The 15,634-nt window shown below is 45.8% G+C and carries 15 protein-coding genes; 1 reads left to right on the top strand and 14 read right to left on the bottom strand.

Annotation, left to right across the window (positions count from 1 at the left end):
* Positions 1–38: 38 nt before the first annotated feature.
* From EP13_RS11355 to kduD, 9 genes are all read right to left on the bottom strand, one after another.
* Entirely contained in the window at positions 39–1,529 is a 1,491-nt protein-coding gene (locus EP13_RS11355) for a mannitol dehydrogenase family protein (protein ID WP_044057388.1), read from the bottom strand.
* 2 nt (positions 1,530–1,531) lie between these two features.
* Positions 1,532–2,947, bottom strand: coding sequence for a glucuronate isomerase (uxaC, locus tag EP13_RS11350; RefSeq protein ID WP_044057387.1), 1,416 nt, complete (start codon positions 2,945–2,947; stop codon positions 1,532–1,534).
* Between the two features lie 12 nt (positions 2,948–2,959).
* Positions 2,960–4,444, bottom strand: a complete 1,485-nt coding sequence (locus tag EP13_RS11345) for a UxaA family hydrolase (protein ID WP_044057386.1) — start codon at positions 4,442–4,444, stop codon at positions 2,960–2,962.
* Positions 4,445–4,582: 138 nt separating this feature from the next.
* Entirely contained in the window at positions 4,583–5,599 is a 1,017-nt protein-coding gene (locus tag EP13_RS11340; RefSeq protein ID WP_044058936.1) for a LacI family DNA-binding transcriptional regulator, read from the bottom strand.
* 77 nt (positions 5,600–5,676) lie between these two features.
* On the bottom strand, positions 5,677–6,972 hold the full coding sequence (locus EP13_RS11335; protein WP_044057385.1) for a TRAP transporter large permease: 1,296 nt from the start codon (positions 6,970–6,972) through the stop codon (positions 5,677–5,679).
* Positions 6,972–7,457, bottom strand: coding sequence for a TRAP transporter small permease (locus EP13_RS11330; protein ID WP_044057384.1), 486 nt, complete (start codon positions 7,455–7,457; stop codon positions 6,972–6,974). Before EP13_RS11330 ends, EP13_RS11335 begins: the two co-directional genes overlap by 1 nt.
* A 2-nt stretch (positions 7,458–7,459) precedes the next feature.
* Complete coding sequence (locus tag EP13_RS11325; protein WP_231497957.1) at positions 7,460–8,392, bottom strand: TRAP transporter substrate-binding protein; 933 nt, start codon at positions 8,390–8,392, stop codon at positions 7,460–7,462.
* A 63-nt stretch (positions 8,393–8,455) separates the two neighbouring features.
* Positions 8,456–9,301 carry a 5-dehydro-4-deoxy-D-glucuronate isomerase gene (gene kduI / locus EP13_RS11320; protein ID WP_044057383.1) on the bottom strand — a complete coding sequence of 282 codons (846 nt, stop codon included), beginning with the start codon at positions 9,299–9,301 and terminating at the stop codon, positions 8,456–8,458.
* Between the two features lie 12 nt (positions 9,302–9,313).
* The gene (gene kduD / locus EP13_RS11315; protein WP_044057382.1) at positions 9,314–10,072 is read right to left on the bottom strand and encodes a 2-dehydro-3-deoxy-D-gluconate 5-dehydrogenase KduD; all 759 of its coding nucleotides are present in this window, start codon (positions 10,070–10,072) and stop codon (positions 9,314–9,316) included.
* A 166-nt stretch (positions 10,073–10,238) separates the two neighbouring features.
* On the opposite strand from kduD, the gene EP13_RS11310 reads away from it, so the two are divergent.
* Positions 10,239–11,450 (top strand): DUF4861 family protein, encoded by a 1,212-nt coding sequence (locus EP13_RS11310; RefSeq protein ID WP_044057381.1) that lies wholly within the window; start codon positions 10,239–10,241, stop codon positions 11,448–11,450.
* Positions 11,451–11,493: 43 nt separating this feature from the next.
* On the opposite strand, the gene EP13_RS11305 is transcribed toward EP13_RS11310, so the two are convergent.
* The 5 genes from EP13_RS11305 to EP13_RS11285 form a co-directional block, all read right to left on the bottom strand.
* Entirely contained in the window at positions 11,494–12,087 is a 594-nt protein-coding gene (locus EP13_RS11305) for a DUF1989 domain-containing protein (RefSeq protein ID WP_044057380.1), read from the bottom strand.
* 20 nt (positions 12,088–12,107) lie between these two features.
* Positions 12,108–12,773 carry a guanitoxin biosynthesis heme-dependent pre-guanitoxin N-hydroxylase GntA gene (gene gntA / locus EP13_RS11300; RefSeq protein WP_044057379.1) on the bottom strand — a complete coding sequence of 222 codons (666 nt, stop codon included), beginning with the start codon at positions 12,771–12,773 and terminating at the stop codon, positions 12,108–12,110.
* Positions 12,774–12,803: 30 nt separating this feature from the next.
* On the bottom strand, positions 12,804–13,910 hold the full coding sequence (locus tag EP13_RS11295) for a glycosyltransferase family 2 protein (protein WP_052364371.1): 1,107 nt from the start codon (positions 13,908–13,910) through the stop codon (positions 12,804–12,806).
* A gap of 208 nt (positions 13,911–14,118) precedes the next feature.
* Positions 14,119–14,472: a hypothetical protein gene (locus EP13_RS11290; protein ID WP_044057378.1), complete on the bottom strand. Its 354-nt coding sequence runs from the start codon at positions 14,470–14,472 to the stop codon at positions 14,119–14,121.
* Positions 14,469–15,473 (bottom strand): YHYH protein, encoded by a 1,005-nt coding sequence (locus EP13_RS11285; protein ID WP_044057377.1) that lies wholly within the window; start codon positions 15,471–15,473, stop codon positions 14,469–14,471. Before EP13_RS11285 ends, EP13_RS11290 begins: the two co-directional genes overlap by 4 nt.
* Positions 15,474–15,634: the final 161 nt, after the last annotated feature.

Raw genomic sequence — 15,634 nt, 5'->3', positions numbered from 1 at the left:
ATAGAGGGCTGAAAAACAGGTGGCGCGTACTTCTCTCATTATTGATCTCCTGCTAATTTTGCTAGCATCTTGTCGCTGTCTAATTGGGATAATCCTTGCTCTGCACAAGCCGTTAATACTTCCACTTTGTTCAACACCGTCGATTGAAAACCTTGATGATGGACTAACTCGGCAAAAATGCGCTCTATACCTATCAATTTACTCGCAAGTAACGACACCTTGTGCTCACAGGCCTGCGCTAGTGCATTAAGCTCATCAGCGAGTGGGTCGGTAATGGGAGCATTACGCAGCGACCTCTCATTGATGAACACACACCATGCTGCTACTGCGGTACATAATAAATCTATAGAACGATTAGCGCTTATGTTGTCCCTAATGGTATCGAGAATTCGAAATGGAATTTTTTGCGAACCATCCCAAGCAATTTGCGAAAGCATGTGTCGAATATGTTTGTTTTCATAGCGCTTGAGAATGCTGGCAGCATACTGATTTATGTCGAAGTCATCGTTCCCCTGTAACGAGGGCACAATTTCGTTGCTAAGCAATCGTGAAATTAGCTGATGCATGAAAGGGGTGCTAATCGCATCAAAAACCGTTTCTTTTTCAAATAATAACCCGACGTACGCTAGGGTGCTGTGGGTACCGTTCAGAATGCGTAATTTCGCTTTTTCAAAAAAGCTAACGTCGTGCGTAAAGGTTACGCCTACGTTTTCCCAGCAAGGTCTAGGTGAAGAAAAATGATCTTCTACTACCCATTGCGTAAATGCCTCACGCTGAATAGGCCAGTTGTCTTTTGCGCCAAGTTTTTGCTCTACGTAGGAGCTGAATTCACTGTCCGTCGCCGGTGTAATGCTGTCTACCATGGTACAAGGGAAGGCGATATTCTCAGTAATCCATTGCTCTAACGCTTGACTTAAGATACCCGCGTATTCAGTCACAGCCTGACGTAGCTTTTTGCCATTATCGGAAACATTGTCACAGCTAATAACAGTGACATCGGCGTAGCCCGCTTGCATGCGTAACTTCAACGTTTGAACAATAAGGCCTATTGCGCTCACTGGTTTCTCTGGGTTTTGCAAATCCGAGATAATTTCCGGGTGCTCTGTATCTAGGTGCCCGGACGAATTTAAGCAATACCCTTTTTCGGTGACGGTGAGTGATATTATTTTGGTCGCACTATTTACCATGGCCTCGACAATACGCTCTCTGTCTCGGGAGAGTGTAGAGAGCTGGCCTATAGCACCGATGACTTGAGTTTTAGGTTCGTCGTCAACAATACTTAAGGCATACAAGTTGTCTTGGCGAGCTAACGCATCTTTCAAGGAGGCGCTGCGCATGGAGACACCGTGTATCCGCCAATCTCCACCAAAAGCCAGTGCGCGTTCAGTGTAAAATGCTTGGTGGGCACGATGAAAAGCCCCAGGACCCAAGTGAACAATGCCACAGCCAGTGGTGGTTAAATCGTAGTTGGGTACTTCAATGTCTGCTTTTAGTTCACCTAGGGTGTGGAGTGAAAGTTGTTTACTCATGATTAACCTAGCTTATACGCTTGTTTGGCAAAGTCGTACGTCAGCTTTTTCGCAATACTCGCGGCCTCTGTTTCGCTCAATCTGTGCTCAACCACTAGCTGTGCTAAGAAACGACAATCTATGCGTCTAGCCACGTCGTGCCGGGCAGGAATACTTAAAAAGGCACGGGTATCATCATTGAACCCTACTGTGTTGAAAAAGCCCGCGGTTTCTGTGGTTTGATGGCGAAAGCGCAACATACCTTCCGGGCTGTCGTGGAACCACCACGCTGGGCCTAACTTAAGGCAAGGGTAGTGGCCAGCGAGAGGTGCAAGTTCTCTTGCATAAGTGGTTTCATCCAAGGTGAATAAAATAATATTCAAATTCGCTTCGTTGCCGTATTTACTCAATAGCGGGCGTAACGCATTCACATAATCTGTTTGCGTAGGAATATCGTGGCCTTTATCCCGACCAAATTGGGAAAACAAACGCGAATTATGATTTCGAAACGAGCCTGGATGGATTTGCATGACCATCTTATCTTCAATGCTCATACCCGCAAGCTCAGTTAGCATTTGTGCTCTAAACAGCTCTTGTTCTTGCGCGTTGCTGTTACCGGTAGACACTTTCTCAAATAAAGCCTCACACTCACGTTTACTTAGGTCTGCTGTATTTGCCGTGGGGTGACCATGGTCTGTTGCTGTGGCGCCATGGCGTCTGAACACTTCTCTACGCACGCGTATGGCGTTGAGATAACCTTGCCACGTTGAAGTATCTTCGCCGGTGATCGTGCCTAGTTTGGCGATGTTATCAACAATATCTTCTCTTGATGCATCAACAACATCATCTGGGCGGAAGGTGGTAATCACCCGTTTTTCCCAACCTGTACCTTGTAACTTGGCATGGTGCGGTAAGCTGTCCAGCGCGCCTTCCGTGGTGGCGATAAGTTCTATATTGAACCTGTCCATGAGCGAGCGGGGTCTAAACGCATCACTTTGTAACTTTGCGGTAATGACATCGTAATAGTGCGTCGCATTAGCAGGGCACAGCATTTCTTCTAAGCCGAAGACATCGTGGAACACGGTATCAAGCCAGAGTCGAGAGGGGGTTGCTGCGAAAAGATGATAATTATCAGCAAGCAATTGCCAAATCTTCTTAGGATCACTTTCTGTGGCTCCGCCATCCCAACGGGGCACGCCGAGTTCACTAAGTTTAATGCCCTGGCTATAGAGCATTCTAAACACATAATGGTCAGGTGTAATAAACAGCTCTGTAGCGTTAGTAAAATGACTATTTTCAGCAAACCAGCGTGGGTCAGTATGTCCGTGAGGGCTTATAATAGGGAGATGGCGTATTTCCTGATATAAACCGCGAGCGACCTGTCTTGTTGCTTCGTCGGCAGGAAAAAGCCTATCTTCATGTAATAGTATCGATTCCATAACTCTCTCTTTTTAGAGGGTGACGCCACGTTTCCAAATAGCAATCTCGTGGCTGCCATTTTTCTCGTTGCAGGTTTGTTGACCAGACGCTACTGCTAAACAGTGATGCAATAGCTCGGAGGCACACTTATCGATAGAAGTGCCTTCAAGAACTTTTCCGGCATTAAAATCTATCCAATGAGGCTTCTTATTTGCGATATCTGAATTGGAGGATATCTTAATTGTAGGTACAGGAAAGCCGAGGGGAGTACCGCGGCCCGTGGTGAATAAAACAATGTGGGCGCCCGATGCAGCAAGGGCAGTGGCACTGACCGCATCATTCCCAGGCGCTTGCAATAAACTCAGCCCTTTTTCTTTTCGCGGCTCACCATAATTTAATATGGACTGTATGGTTGATTGGCCGCCTTTTTGTACGGCGCCTAATGACTTTTCTTCTAGGGTAGTGAGCCCACCAGCTTTATTCCCAGGAGAGGGGTTTTCATAAATAGGCTGATTGTGAGCAATAAAATAATCTTTAAAAGCTGTGATTAAATGATTAAATTCCTGGAACACGTTTTCATTTTTAGCACGGTTCATAAGTAACTGTTCTGCACCGAACATTTCAGGTGTTTCAGTGAGAATGACCGAACCGCCTAACTGACACATTAAATCAGTCACTCGGCCTACCGTTGGGTTTGCCGTGATACCACTAAACGCGTCACTTCCACCACACTTCATTCCTAATACTAATTCGCTGGCATCTATGGGCTCTCTTTTGTCGCCCGCGATGACAGTGAGTAATTGCAGTACAGCGCTTACCCCTTCTTCTATCTCATTCTCGACTTCTTGGGCGTTATAAAACTTTACGCGATGCTCGGGCTTGTCTACCTGTGGCAACATAGACGCTAACTGGTTGTTTTCACATCCTAACCCGATGATTAAGACTGCGCCTGCATTTGGGTGAGAGGCTAACGAAGACAGGATAGTGCGGGTGTCATCTAGGTCATCCCCTAGTTGCGAGCAACCGAACGGATGGGTAAAGGCTCTAAAACCGTCACACTCCCCGGTAAAGCGGCGGCTGCATTCGTCGGCAATACGTTCGGCTGCGCGATTAACGCAACCCACAGTATTGATAATCCAGATTTCATTTCGAATGCCGACTTTTCCGTTTTCTCGGCGATAACCAAAAAACTGTTGGCGGGGAAGTTGAGGCCCTTGACTCGCAGAAACAGGGCGGTAACTGTAGGTTTCGGTTCCGTTTAACTTGGTTTTCAAATTATGGCTGTGGACGTGTTCACCTTGGCGGATATTCTCTGTTGCTTCGCCTATTTCAAAGCCATACTTAATGATTACCTGCCCTTTATCGACAGACGTAAGGGCGACTTTGTGACCGGCTGGAATTGCTTCTTCTACCGTCAGGTTTTCAGTGTTTATAACGGTGCCTGGTACGAGAGGCTGAGTAGCAACAGCCACATTATCGTTCGGATGTACTTTTACCAGTTGAATTACTGCACTCATTATTTTCCCGCCAACTTAATTTCTTTTGCAGTGCTACGCGCTGCTTATGTTTACAAAATGTTTCTTTTTATATTTAATTATGCCACCGGTGGCATAATAAGGCCAAACGAAGATCTAAGCAACAATTCTGAGCTTAAATCATACTTTTTTTATTGAGTCCCTAATAATTAAATGCGGTTTTACTAGGTAGGTTTCACTTTCGCTCACTTCTTTACCCTGAATATGAGCAATGATTTTTCTGGCCGCTATGGCTGCCATATCGCCCACAGGTCGTTGGACTGTGGTGAGGGCAGGGATCACACGGGCTGCTAGTAAGTTATCGTCGAAGCCGGCTACTGAAAGGTCATCGGGGACGGCAATCCCCATTTCGTGGGCAACTTTTAAAACGCCTGCGGCCATTTCATCGTTATTCGCAAAAATAGCTTTGACGCGTGGTGACTGAATGAGCAAGTGACGAGCGCACTCAATTCCGCTTTCGAAGCTGTTTTTCCCTTCAACAATCCGCGATGGGGGCACGTCGACATTTAATGACTGTAAGGTTTCTAAAAAGCCTTCAAGGCGCTCTTTTGATGAGTAATATTGTTGCGGACCGCTAATAATACCTATGTCGGTGTGACCTAACGAAACCATATATCGTGCTAAATCACGCAGTGCGGCACGATCATCGGATACAACAATGTTCTTGTGATCGTCTAAGTCTACTGAGGCCATGCGCACATAATTAATATGCTTACTTTGTAAGGTGTCGGCCAGCAATTTAGATTCAGACACAGGCGGTAAAATGATAACGCCATCAATATTTGAACGGCGAACAAAGTGAATACAGTCTTCTATAAATCCCTCGGATTTATAGCGGCACGGATGTACCACCAGTTCGTAGCCCAGTTCTGAACAGATGCTTAACACTCCCCGTTGCACCTGGTCGATATAAAGCGCATCCGGGTTGTCGTAGATAAGCCCAATGAGATAAGAGCGACTGGTGCTTAACCCTCGCGCTTGTTTATCTGGCGCAAAGCCCGTTTCTTTAATTACGGCTTCAATCCTTTCCCTCGTAGCCTTGCCTACGTTAGATGCCCCGTTAATCACACGAGACACCGTACGTTTTGAGACACCGGCTAAATGGGCTACATCATTAATTGTGGGGCGCTTATTCATTGCAATCTGTTTTTCTGCGCTAACTTCCAATTCGTCAGATATTAACACATAAAGCCCCTTCCATTAAAAACAATCATTTAAAAGCCCAATGCTCTTGGAAGCGCTTCACTAAACCAATCAACGTAGGTGATGAGCATTAACACCACAAACATGGCCGCGTAGAGTGGGAGCAATGGTTTAATAATATTTTCTAACTTAGTTTTCGCGATGGCACAGGTAATGAATAATACAGCGCCCACGGGGGGAGAGCACAATCCAATTGATAGGTTGAGCACTAGCATGATACCAAATTGCAATTCACTCATGCCTAACTGCGTGGCCACCGGTAAGAAAATTGGCGTAAAGATAAGAACAGCAGGTGTCATATCTAAAAATGCACCAACGACAATAAGCAGCAAATTAATTAGCAGTAAAATAAGTAATGGATTATCGCTAACGGTGAGTAATGCATTACTGAGGGTTTGTGGAATGTTTTCAAAAGAAAGTAGCCATGACATTGCGGTAGATGCTGCAATGAGTAGCATTACGATGGCGGTGGTTTCCGCCGCTTTCAACATGATACCGGGTAACGCGTTTAGCGCCACTTCTTTATAGAAAACCACAGCCAGTAATAGGGCATATACCACGGCAATTGCACCTGCTTCTGTGGGGGTGAAAATACCGCCAACTATGCCGCCAATAACCAAGATAATAAGAAACAGCGAAGGAATGGCTTGCAGTACTTTTTTAAATACCACGGACAAAGGCAAGCGAGGAGCCAATGGGTACCCTTTGATTTTCGCATATCCGTAACACACCATCATAAGCGCTAGCCCCACCATGATGCCTGGAATATATCCCGCCATAAAGAGTGCGGCGATAGACACACCTCCGCTGGCAATGGCATACACAATAAGAATATTGCTGGGCGGGATTAGCATGCCTGTGGTGGCAGCGGCGGCCGTAACGGCGGCGCTAAAATTTGGTTCGTAACCTGCCTTTTTCATTTCTGGTAGCATAAAACTGCCAATGGCAGAGGTGGCGGCAACCGCAGAACCAGAAATAGCACCGAACATCATGCAAGAGACCACATTGACTAATGCCAATCCTCCAGGCAACGCGCCAATTAACGCCATGGCACATTCGATGAGGCGCTTAGCAATTCCCCCGCGCCCCATAATTAAACCTGATAATACAAAGAAGGGGATGGCCAAAAGGGCAAAGCTATTTAACCCGCCCACCATACGCTGGGCAATGGTAATGGTGGCGGGGGTTACATCCATATTCATCAGCATGGCAAGTAACGTCGCTACACCAATGCTGATGGAAATAGGGACGTTTAATAGCAATAAAGCAAAAAATACGACGACTAAAATAATGCCAGTTAATTCCATTATTGCGTACTCGTTTGAGGTTGAGACCACAGGGTGGCAATGTTGACAAGGCTATAGCCAATAATCAGTAGCCCTGATAGAGGAAGGACGAGATAGATATGTCCCATTTTGACGCCTAGCGCTGCTGATATCTGGTTGAGCTCAAGGGTTAGCATGACTAATTCTGAGCCGCCATAAACCATGACAAGCACACAGAAGTAAATAACAACACACTCAACGAGGGTAAGTAGAATTCGTTTAATAGCAAAAGAACGGCGCTCTACGATGAGGTTAAACCCAAGGTGAGCGCGCTGTTTATAGGCGTAAGCGGCGCCTAGAATTCCTATCCAGATGAGGAAAAATCGAGAGAGCTCTTCGGTTGCCGCTGCGGGATCTTGAAGTAGATAGCGAGAGACAATTTGCCAAATAACCGTCAGTAAAATACAGGTCATTGCGACAACGAGTGCTGCGGCCAAGGTTTTATCGATGAATTTTATTATTGTCATTTTTACATCCCCTTAATGTCTTGGATAAGCCCACCTATTGGTGTGCCGTTAAAGCTTTCATGAAGCGGCTTTACCGCTTCTAAGAAAGGCGCTTTATCGGGGTAGATGACCGAGACGCCTTCGGCTTTCACTTTGGCAAGAGACTCGATAGTGGACGTTTTCCAAAGCTGACGCTGGTATTGCACCGAATCGGCCATGGCTTTGGTTAGCCACTCCTTTTGAGTATCAGTAAGGCGGTTCCAAACCGGCAGTGAAGCAAGCATAACGTCAGGCACACTCGTATGTTCATCGAGGCTGTAATATCGTGAAATTTCATAGTGACGAGACAGGTAATAACTTGGCGGGTTATTTTCAGCCCCGTCTACCACACCCTGCTGTAACGCAGTATATAGCTCTCCCCATGACACGGGCGTGGCTGCGCCGCCTAGTGCACGAACGCTCGCAACGGCGGTTGGGCTGTTTAACACGCGAATTTTAAGGCCGCTTAGGTCACTGGGTTGGCGAATGGGTTTGTCATTGGTATAAAAACTGCGGCTGCCTGCGTCATAGTAGCCTAAGCCCTTTAAGCGATAATCTTCGATACCGGTAAGCAGTGCGCTGCCTAGATCACTATTAAGAACGCGCCAGAAATGCTCGCTATCTCTAAACAAATAAGGAATGCTGAATATTTTCATTTCAGGCGCAAAGCCTTCCAAGGGACTGGCGGACACTTTCGTCATTGCTAAAGAGCCAATCTGCAATAGCTCAATCATTTCGCGCTCAGTGCCCAATTGACTATTGGGGTAAATAACCACATTCATGGTTCCGTTAGAATAATAGGCGAGCCGCTCACCTAAATACTCCATCGCCTTGTGCACTGAGTGTTGTGTATCCAAAGAATGACCAATGCGAAGGACAGTGATATCCGGGTCGACCTCCTCGCTGGAGCAACTCATAAGAGTGGCGACGGTAAAGCCGATAACCATTATCTTTGACAAAAACTGCATAGTTGACACGCCTTAACGAAGAGCCGAAGGTGGAAATTTATCCATATCGTCGTAGTCTAGGTTTTCGCCAGCCATTCCCCAGATAAAGGCGTAACTTCCTGTGCCTACGCCACAGTGTATCGACCAAGGAGGTGAAATCACGGCTTGCTCATTTGCCACAAAAAGGTGGCGGGTTTCGTGGGGTTCGCCCATGAAGTGACAAACGCGTTTGTCATCGCCTAAATCAAAATAGAAGTAAACCTCGTTACGTCTGTCGTGCTGGTGAGCAGGCATGGTATTCCATACCGACCCATTTTTCAGGCGAGTGAGCCCCATTTGGAGTTGGCAAGTATCAACCACCGAATTAATGATGAGCTGTTTAATGTCTCTTTCATTGGAGGTGCTTTGGCTGCCCAAATTCAGCACATTTGCCTCTAGCTCTCCAATTTTTTTACATGGGTAGCTGTGATGTGCAGGGGCAGAATTAAGATAATACTTTGCTGGGTTATTCGCATCTTTAGAGGAGAAAACGACGTTATCGTTGCCTTTTCCGATATAAAGCGCTTCTTCATTGCCTAAATCGTAGCTGACACCCGCGACTTCAACAGTGCCTGGACCTCCGATATTAATAACACCCACCTCTCTACGCGCGGTAAAGAAGGGCATTTTTAACTGGTCTTCAATGGTCTCTAGTGTCAGCGGGGTGGTGGTTGGCACCGCACTTCCTAGCATAAAGCGCTCGTAATGAGTGTAAATCCATACCACTTTTCCCGGCGTCATTAAGCTTTCTGCTAAAAACGCCTCTCTTAGCTCATTGGTGTTGTAGGCGTTGGCCTCTTTCTTTCCAATAGCATAACGACAATCAATTTTGTTGTTCATAGTAAACGGTTCCTATCGTGCTAAAAAGCCGCCGTCGACGGCGAGGGTGTGCCCATTAACGTAATTGCTGGCTTGGCTGGCTAAAAAAACCACAGCGCCAGCGAGATCATCGGTTTGCCCCCATCGTCCAGCAGGTATTCGAGCACATATTTCGCTACTGCGTTTTTCATCATCTTGCAGTGCTTGAGTGTTGTCAGTTTTGATATAGCCTGGTGCTATGGCATTCACTTGAATATTGAATTGACCCCATTCATTCGCTAATGCTTTGGTAAGACCCGCAATGGCGTGTTTGCTTGCGGTATAGGCAGGTACAGTGATACCGCCAGAGTAACTCAGCATTGAGGCAATATTGATAATTTTCCCTTGCTGTTGCTGAATCATGTTGCGGCCTATGGCTTGGCTTAAAATAAACGCAGAATCAAGATTAACCGCAAGCACATGTTGCCACGCTGATAGCGGGAAGTCGGTGGCTGGTGCCCTATGGATAGTGCCCCCATTATTGACTAAAATATCGATATTGCCTTTTAGCCCCATCGCTTCTTCTGCCATGGCCGCAACTTGCTCTGAATTAGACAAATCTGCGCTTACCGCATTGGCAGACCCCCCCGTTGCCAGGATTTTACTTACTGTGTGGTCGCAGCCTCCGGCGCGAGAGCTTGCACAGATAACATGCGCGCCAGCCTGGGCGAGCGCAAGAGATAGGGCTTGACCAATTCCTCGACTAGCCCCTGTAACCAGCGCTCTTTTGCCTTCTAAACTGAAGTTCACCATTTGAGTAACCCTTTAAACCGACATCGATATATACAAACGACATACTAAATTGAAAAATTCCGTTAACAAAATTTAAAATAATTGCCACCGGTGGCATTTGTCAATATATTGTTTAAAATAAACTGAGTGAGTAATTACCGATAAATTCATCGTTAGGAGAGGTTTTATGAATAAAGTCATGAAGTTAGGTTTGGTTTTATTGCCAATATTGACGGCGTGCGATAATGCAAAAAATATAAAAGAAAAGGGTGTGCTGGTTAATAACCCAGCAGAAGGGGGCACGATGACACAATGGGTTTCCGTACCGGTACCCGACGCGGAATCACAATGGCGGGTAAAGGGGGTGCCATCTGAATGGCGCAATACGCCGGAAGGCGGAAAAGCACTTTTTGCCGCCATTAACGTGGCGCCAGGCGCTTCGGAGTATTATCCCCTAACCAGAATTAGCGCAGGCCAACCCGTTGAAGATTTTGCGCATGCAGAGCTTTCGATCAGAACCGGCGGCGAATGGAACGGCACGGTATATGAAGCACAAGAATTTTCCTTCGAAACGGTGGAACACTTTGTTGCACCTGAGCAGCTTACCGATCATTCTTATTATTTACGCTACGAAGGGCCAGGCTGGGAATCCGACAAAGTAGGCTATCGTCTATATTTCGATTGGCGTAATGCGATTGATGTATTTGTGAAAACAGGAAGCGACCCGGTTCTATCAAAAGTAGGTCAGGATGGTTACGACAGTTATCATTCACTCAGTGAGTGGGGGGGAGATGCGCTTAAAGTAGGTAAATCTTTGGGTGTTGGCGCCCTTGGAAGAAAGACCGACGATGGCATATTACATTTTCAATATGTAGATAATACGTCTTATACCTTGCTTGAGAACAGTCAGACTTCAGCCTCTTTTAAAGTGAATTATGAAAACTGGGCTTTGGATGAAAACGGTTCAGCGGGGGTAGACATTCAAACGGTATACCGAATTAATGCATTTGACCCAACCACCCATATTAACGTGAAAGCATCAGAAGCCGCGTCAGGAATAGTGGCGGGGTTAGTCGCGCATGATAATACACAAGTTATTGATGTAAAAGGCGCTGAGTGGGGCGTGATTGGGACGTGGGGGCCTCAAAGTGTGCTAGGCGACCAAGATAAATTGGGCCTAGCGGTATTTTACAGGCTAGACCAAGTCGTCGGCGTAGAAAAAGGCGAATTCGATCACTTAGTGATGTTCAAGCCATTAACCGCATTCGAATACAAAATTCTGGCGGTGTGGCCTCAAAGAGACGAGGCCATTCATTCAGCCGAAGCATTCTCTACCCTGCTTGAAGACAAGTTAAACGCGTTTGAAAACCCGATAAGTGTTCAAGTCGTTGAAAAATAAGCTGGTGTAAGCCTGTTTTAAGCCGCTGCGATAGGTAGCGGCTTTATACTGTCTGGGCTGGTAAAATTTCAAATTGTATAGGTTTATAGCGAAAGTTATTTGACTCGCCAGCAGAACAGGCGGTTAAGCCCACTATCATGTCCATTTTGGCTTCAAATACGGTAAAGTCACCGGCTTGGCTTTTTGGCGGCAGAACCGCAATTTTTCCGCTGTCGCTAATATCCACATTCATAAAGGTATTGAACGTTGTGCCTACATGGTGAGCAGGAATATCAAATTCCGCGAAGGCGGCAACAAGATTGCCGTAGCAGCCAGGGACGGGTTCTTCGTCAGGATAAAAGTGTCTAAATGTGTCCACACTGCATGGCGTGAGCAAGAAGTCATGATCTTCCACTTTGTCTTCGATTATTTCAAACATGACTTCACTTAAGTTGGAGTAAAGCTTGCTGCCGGTTTTAAAGCGAATGCTTTCGTTGTAATCCAGGGTTCTGCCTGATGACAGAAACTCGGTTTTGTCGTGTTCGTTAAACGCATAAATATCGGCCACTTGTTCACCCTCGGGGTCGATAACTTTTAATCTTTCCCCTTTTTTAATCGTAAATGCTGTGCCGCTTCTAGGTTGTATTGTTTGTCTCATTGTTTGACTCTTTTTATGGTTTAATTTGATGCAGCGTGGAACGGGCATTGCCAGTTTTTAGGCTGTTGCTTGCCACTGTACTGCAGGGCCTCCGAGGATTCTCCATGATTGTCGAGCAGCGTATTTTCACTGCCACAAAAAATAGCATCTTGCTCTCTGATATGATCCCGTAACGGAGTGAACTTGCCTTGTTCTTTTAACGCTTCAAATTGCGCATGAAGGTTAAAAACCAGTGCTGGCCGTGAAAAGCGCCTGCTTTTACGCGAAGCCGCAGGGTGCAGGCCAATAATGAAAAAGGCACAGCCGCCTAAACTGAAACTGAAATTAGGGTGATGTGGATCGTCGGCCACATTCTCGTCCCAGTCATTTATGCATGCGTCAATTTCATGGAGTTGTTGCAGCTTTCTCCACAACAGTTTGTCGAACACAGTTTCGTTCAGTACATCTGGGAGTTCAAAGGTAAATACCAACGACGAGTAAATGTCTTTTTCCATGTTGAATTGATGAATAAAATCGTAAATATCCGAAAGCATATCAATATTATTCATTTCACAGGATAGATCGTCGTACTGTTTTACGTGTACTTGATCTTTGGTGAGCGCGGTTTTTGCGCCTGCACATGGAAATGCAGGCTGAGCTATAAACTCACTAAGTTGCGCTGAGAGATTCGGTTTTAAAAGTGACATAACCTTTCCTCATTCATCGCAAACTCGCTATTACGCAGTGTAAACACGTGAGGCAACGATAGCGTTGTTTGCGGCTGCATCATGGGTGTCTTGTTCTACACCTGTATTTAGGTTCCGTAGCTGCGTAACCTGCTTGTCTACCTGAGCTGCCATACGTGAGGGCGTGATAGATGCAGCGCTCAATTCTGGCGATGTTTGCATGGGTGTCTCTGTATCGTCTTCGTTTTTACTTGCGTTAGGAAGTTGTAAAACCTGAATGCCATTTTCAATATAGTCTTGATTGATATAGCCTGCTTCGGCGTAGGCATCTAGCACGTCGGGGCGGGGGTACTTGCCCCATTTCGAATAGTAACGTTCAGCGTTCTTAACGAAATCCAGTAGGTGATTAACCGGGCATTGATAATTCGGCCGCTCAGGTAAGAAGGTGATTTGTGGTATTTCTTTAATGGCGAACCCTAAAGTTCTGCAATTGGTGAAAAAATCTTCGTCGTTTATTCCGAAGCCGCTGTAGCCTTCATCGAAACCGCCGGTTTTCTCGAAATCTGTCTTATTAATAAAAAACACTGTAGAACAAATACTATCGTGACTAAACTTTCCATGATGATTTTCCTGCTTAATTGTTATTTGGTCTCGGTGAGGGATTTCGTTGTTGTCTTCAGAGGGGCCATCTTCTGAAGGAGTATCTTTTTTAGGTGTGTCGTTGGCATCACTGTCTGTTAGTGTGGTTTCAGACGACATCGACGCGCTGATTAGATTGTGGTCGAGGTGCCAGCATTCTGCGTCTATCATTTTTACCTTGGTGTGCAGAACGCTATGTTGTGACCATTCTCTAAGGCCTGCTTCAATGAAGTTTGGCGCACATATGGCATCAACGTTCATATAGACGAGGGTGTCATGTTTTGCTTCAAGCAAGCCTTTGTTTCTGGCTCTTGCGATGGGTAAATCGTCTTGGTTGACAAATTTGTGCACAATATCGAATTTTTCGCTTCGTATAAGAGACAGTTCAGACGGTGAAGACATCCATACAATAACGAGTTCAGCTGGCGAGGGGTGACAATGTTCTAGTTGCTCAATCAAGTGACAGAGCTTTTCAGTACGGCTTTTTACTATGGTAACTACGCTTACTGGTAAGTGCATGACAACCTCCAATGTTTCGACAACCTGCGTGATAATTACTACTAAAGTAGCAATAGCTGTACCATTCCAGTAACTGCATGTTTTCTAATTGAAATTTTTATTTTTCGGCGGGCTATACACACGTATTGTGCAAACATTTCATTGTGAGTGAAAGATATTTACACAGCAAAGTGGTTGCCGTTCCAAGGTTTGAACGGCATTGCAAAGCTTAAAAGAATGTTAGAAGCGGGTTGCTTAGCTGTGGGGGTAGGTGAGTGGCGACGGTGTGGGGACTGTTTTCGTGATGATGCTCGTGTGAATCAGGGTTTGCCTTAGCACCATCCCCCTTGATGAATTCGATAGGCTGATTTCGTACGCAGAGTTTCGTGCCATTGAAAACTTGGCATGTGCCTTTAAAGCGTTTGTCGCCTCCAGACTCGTACTGACATTCGTCGCTTACGCTTAATGCTCTGCAAGCGTTAATTGAGGCATCAAAAACATGCCCATTGTGCGCATAACTTTGTGACGAAAAAACAAATGAATTGAGTAATAGCAAGCTCAATAAGGTGACTGGTTTTATCACTGCGCTACCTCTATACTTCCCTGCGCTCCACTGTAACAGCCGATAAACATATTTTCAGCCGCACTTGCAGCATGATAATGATAACCTCTCGTGTCGTCGCTATGACCTCTACATTCGTCAAGATCGTAATCTTCTTCGCCTGTTGAATTCAACATGGCATAAATGCCATACCCGTCTAACGCATAACCAATGAGGTTTGCGTGGCCGTCTACTGAGGTAATGACATCACTACAGCCTAATGCTGCATGGTAATGATAGCCTTCCACCGGGTTTATATGCCCGCCGCAATCGTCAAAAGCGGCAATGGTGTTGGCGGCGAGAATGTCGCTAACAGGCGCGGGGCCCGCGATAACAACACCGTTGAGTGCTACACCTATATCAGCACTGACTTGTTCTGGGTTGGATAACGCTACTGGAGTAACGGGGATAAGAAAAGTTTGCTGAACCCCCCCGTTATAGTATTCGATATCGCATTGCACACAGTGATTTTGATACTCGGGATCTACATCGGGTCGCGCTGCTGCTTCACAGGCGACTTGGGTGTCTGTTACATATACCTCACCAGTGGTCTCGTCATATAGCTGCCAATCATCTCCGTAGAGCGTTTTGGTATACACAATAAACTCACCATCGAGTTGATACAGCTCGCCGCTTCCGTCAAACCATACCCCCCCTTGTGTTTCGTCATCATCAATATGTGTAGGGCAAAATGGCCCTATTTCATTATTTGAAGGTACGCCATTGATGACTATTTCGTAGCATTGGGTCTCTGTGCCATCAGATAAGGTACAAGAGGTTGTGCTTATGTCTTGGGCTAAGGCGTCTGTGAGAAAGTTGTCAGGATCTAACCCTAGTTGGGTGTCTGATTGTGTATTATCCGTGTCTGATGCAGACGTAGTGTCTGTATCAACGGTACTTGAACTATCGCTACCACCGCACGCTACCAACGTAAGAATAAGTAATGCAGCACCCAGCAAATACCTAGTTTCTTTTTTATTCATATAAAGACACCCACCTTTTAATTAATAGCCAACGCTGCATTTTTCATTTATCCGCTAACAACACTAACAAGACACCCATGATAAAAAACGCTAACGAGACACCCATGATAAAACGCGGTTTTTTGCGCGTATAACGAGCGTTTGATTATTGGTTGATTATC

Source organism: Alteromonas australica, from assembly GCF_000730385.1.
GTDB classification, from domain to species: Bacteria; Pseudomonadota; Gammaproteobacteria; order Enterobacterales; family Alteromonadaceae; genus Alteromonas; species Alteromonas australica.
The sequence above is the reverse complement of the archived record's forward strand: the minus strand, read 5'-3'. Positions and strand labels throughout refer to the sequence as shown.

Coding starts and splice junctions, on each gene's coding strand:
- EP13_RS11355 (WP_044057388.1), bottom strand. CDS start 1,529: ATGAGTAAACAACTTTCACTCCACACCCTAGGTGAACTAAAAGCAGAC.
- uxaC (WP_044057387.1), bottom strand. CDS start 2,947: ATGGAATCGATACTATTACATGAAGATAGGCTTTTTCCTGCCGACGAA.
- EP13_RS11345 (WP_044057386.1), bottom strand. CDS start 4,444: ATGAGTGCAGTAATTCAACTGGTAAAAGTACATCCGAACGATAATGTG.
- EP13_RS11340 (WP_044058936.1), bottom strand. CDS start 5,599: ATGAATAAGCGCCCCACAATTAATGATGTAGCCCATTTAGCCGGTGTC.
- EP13_RS11335 (WP_044057385.1), bottom strand. CDS start 6,972: ATGGAATTAACTGGCATTATTTTAGTCGTCGTATTTTTTGCTTTATTG.
- EP13_RS11330 (WP_044057384.1), bottom strand. CDS start 7,457: ATGACAATAATAAAATTCATCGATAAAACCTTGGCCGCAGCACTCGTT.
- EP13_RS11325 (WP_231497957.1), bottom strand. CDS start 8,392: ATGAGTTGCTCCAGCGAGGAGGTCGACCCGGATATCACTGTCCTTCGC.
- kduI (WP_044057383.1), bottom strand. CDS start 9,301: ATGAACAACAAAATTGATTGTCGTTATGCTATTGGAAAGAAAGAGGCC.
- kduD (WP_044057382.1), bottom strand. CDS start 10,072: ATGGTGAACTTCAGTTTAGAAGGCAAAAGAGCGCTGGTTACAGGGGCT.
- EP13_RS11310 (WP_044057381.1), top strand. CDS start 10,239: ATGAATAAAGTCATGAAGTTAGGTTTGGTTTTATTGCCAATATTGACG.
- EP13_RS11305 (WP_044057380.1), bottom strand. CDS start 12,087: ATGAGACAAACAATACAACCTAGAAGCGGCACAGCATTTACGATTAAA.
- gntA (WP_044057379.1), bottom strand. CDS start 12,773: ATGTCACTTTTAAAACCGAATCTCTCAGCGCAACTTAGTGAGTTTATA.
- EP13_RS11295 (WP_052364371.1), bottom strand. CDS start 13,910: ATGCACTTACCAGTAAGCGTAGTTACCATAGTAAAAAGCCGTACTGAA.
- EP13_RS11285 (WP_044057377.1), bottom strand. CDS start 15,473: ATGAATAAAAAAGAAACTAGGTATTTGCTGGGTGCTGCATTACTTATT.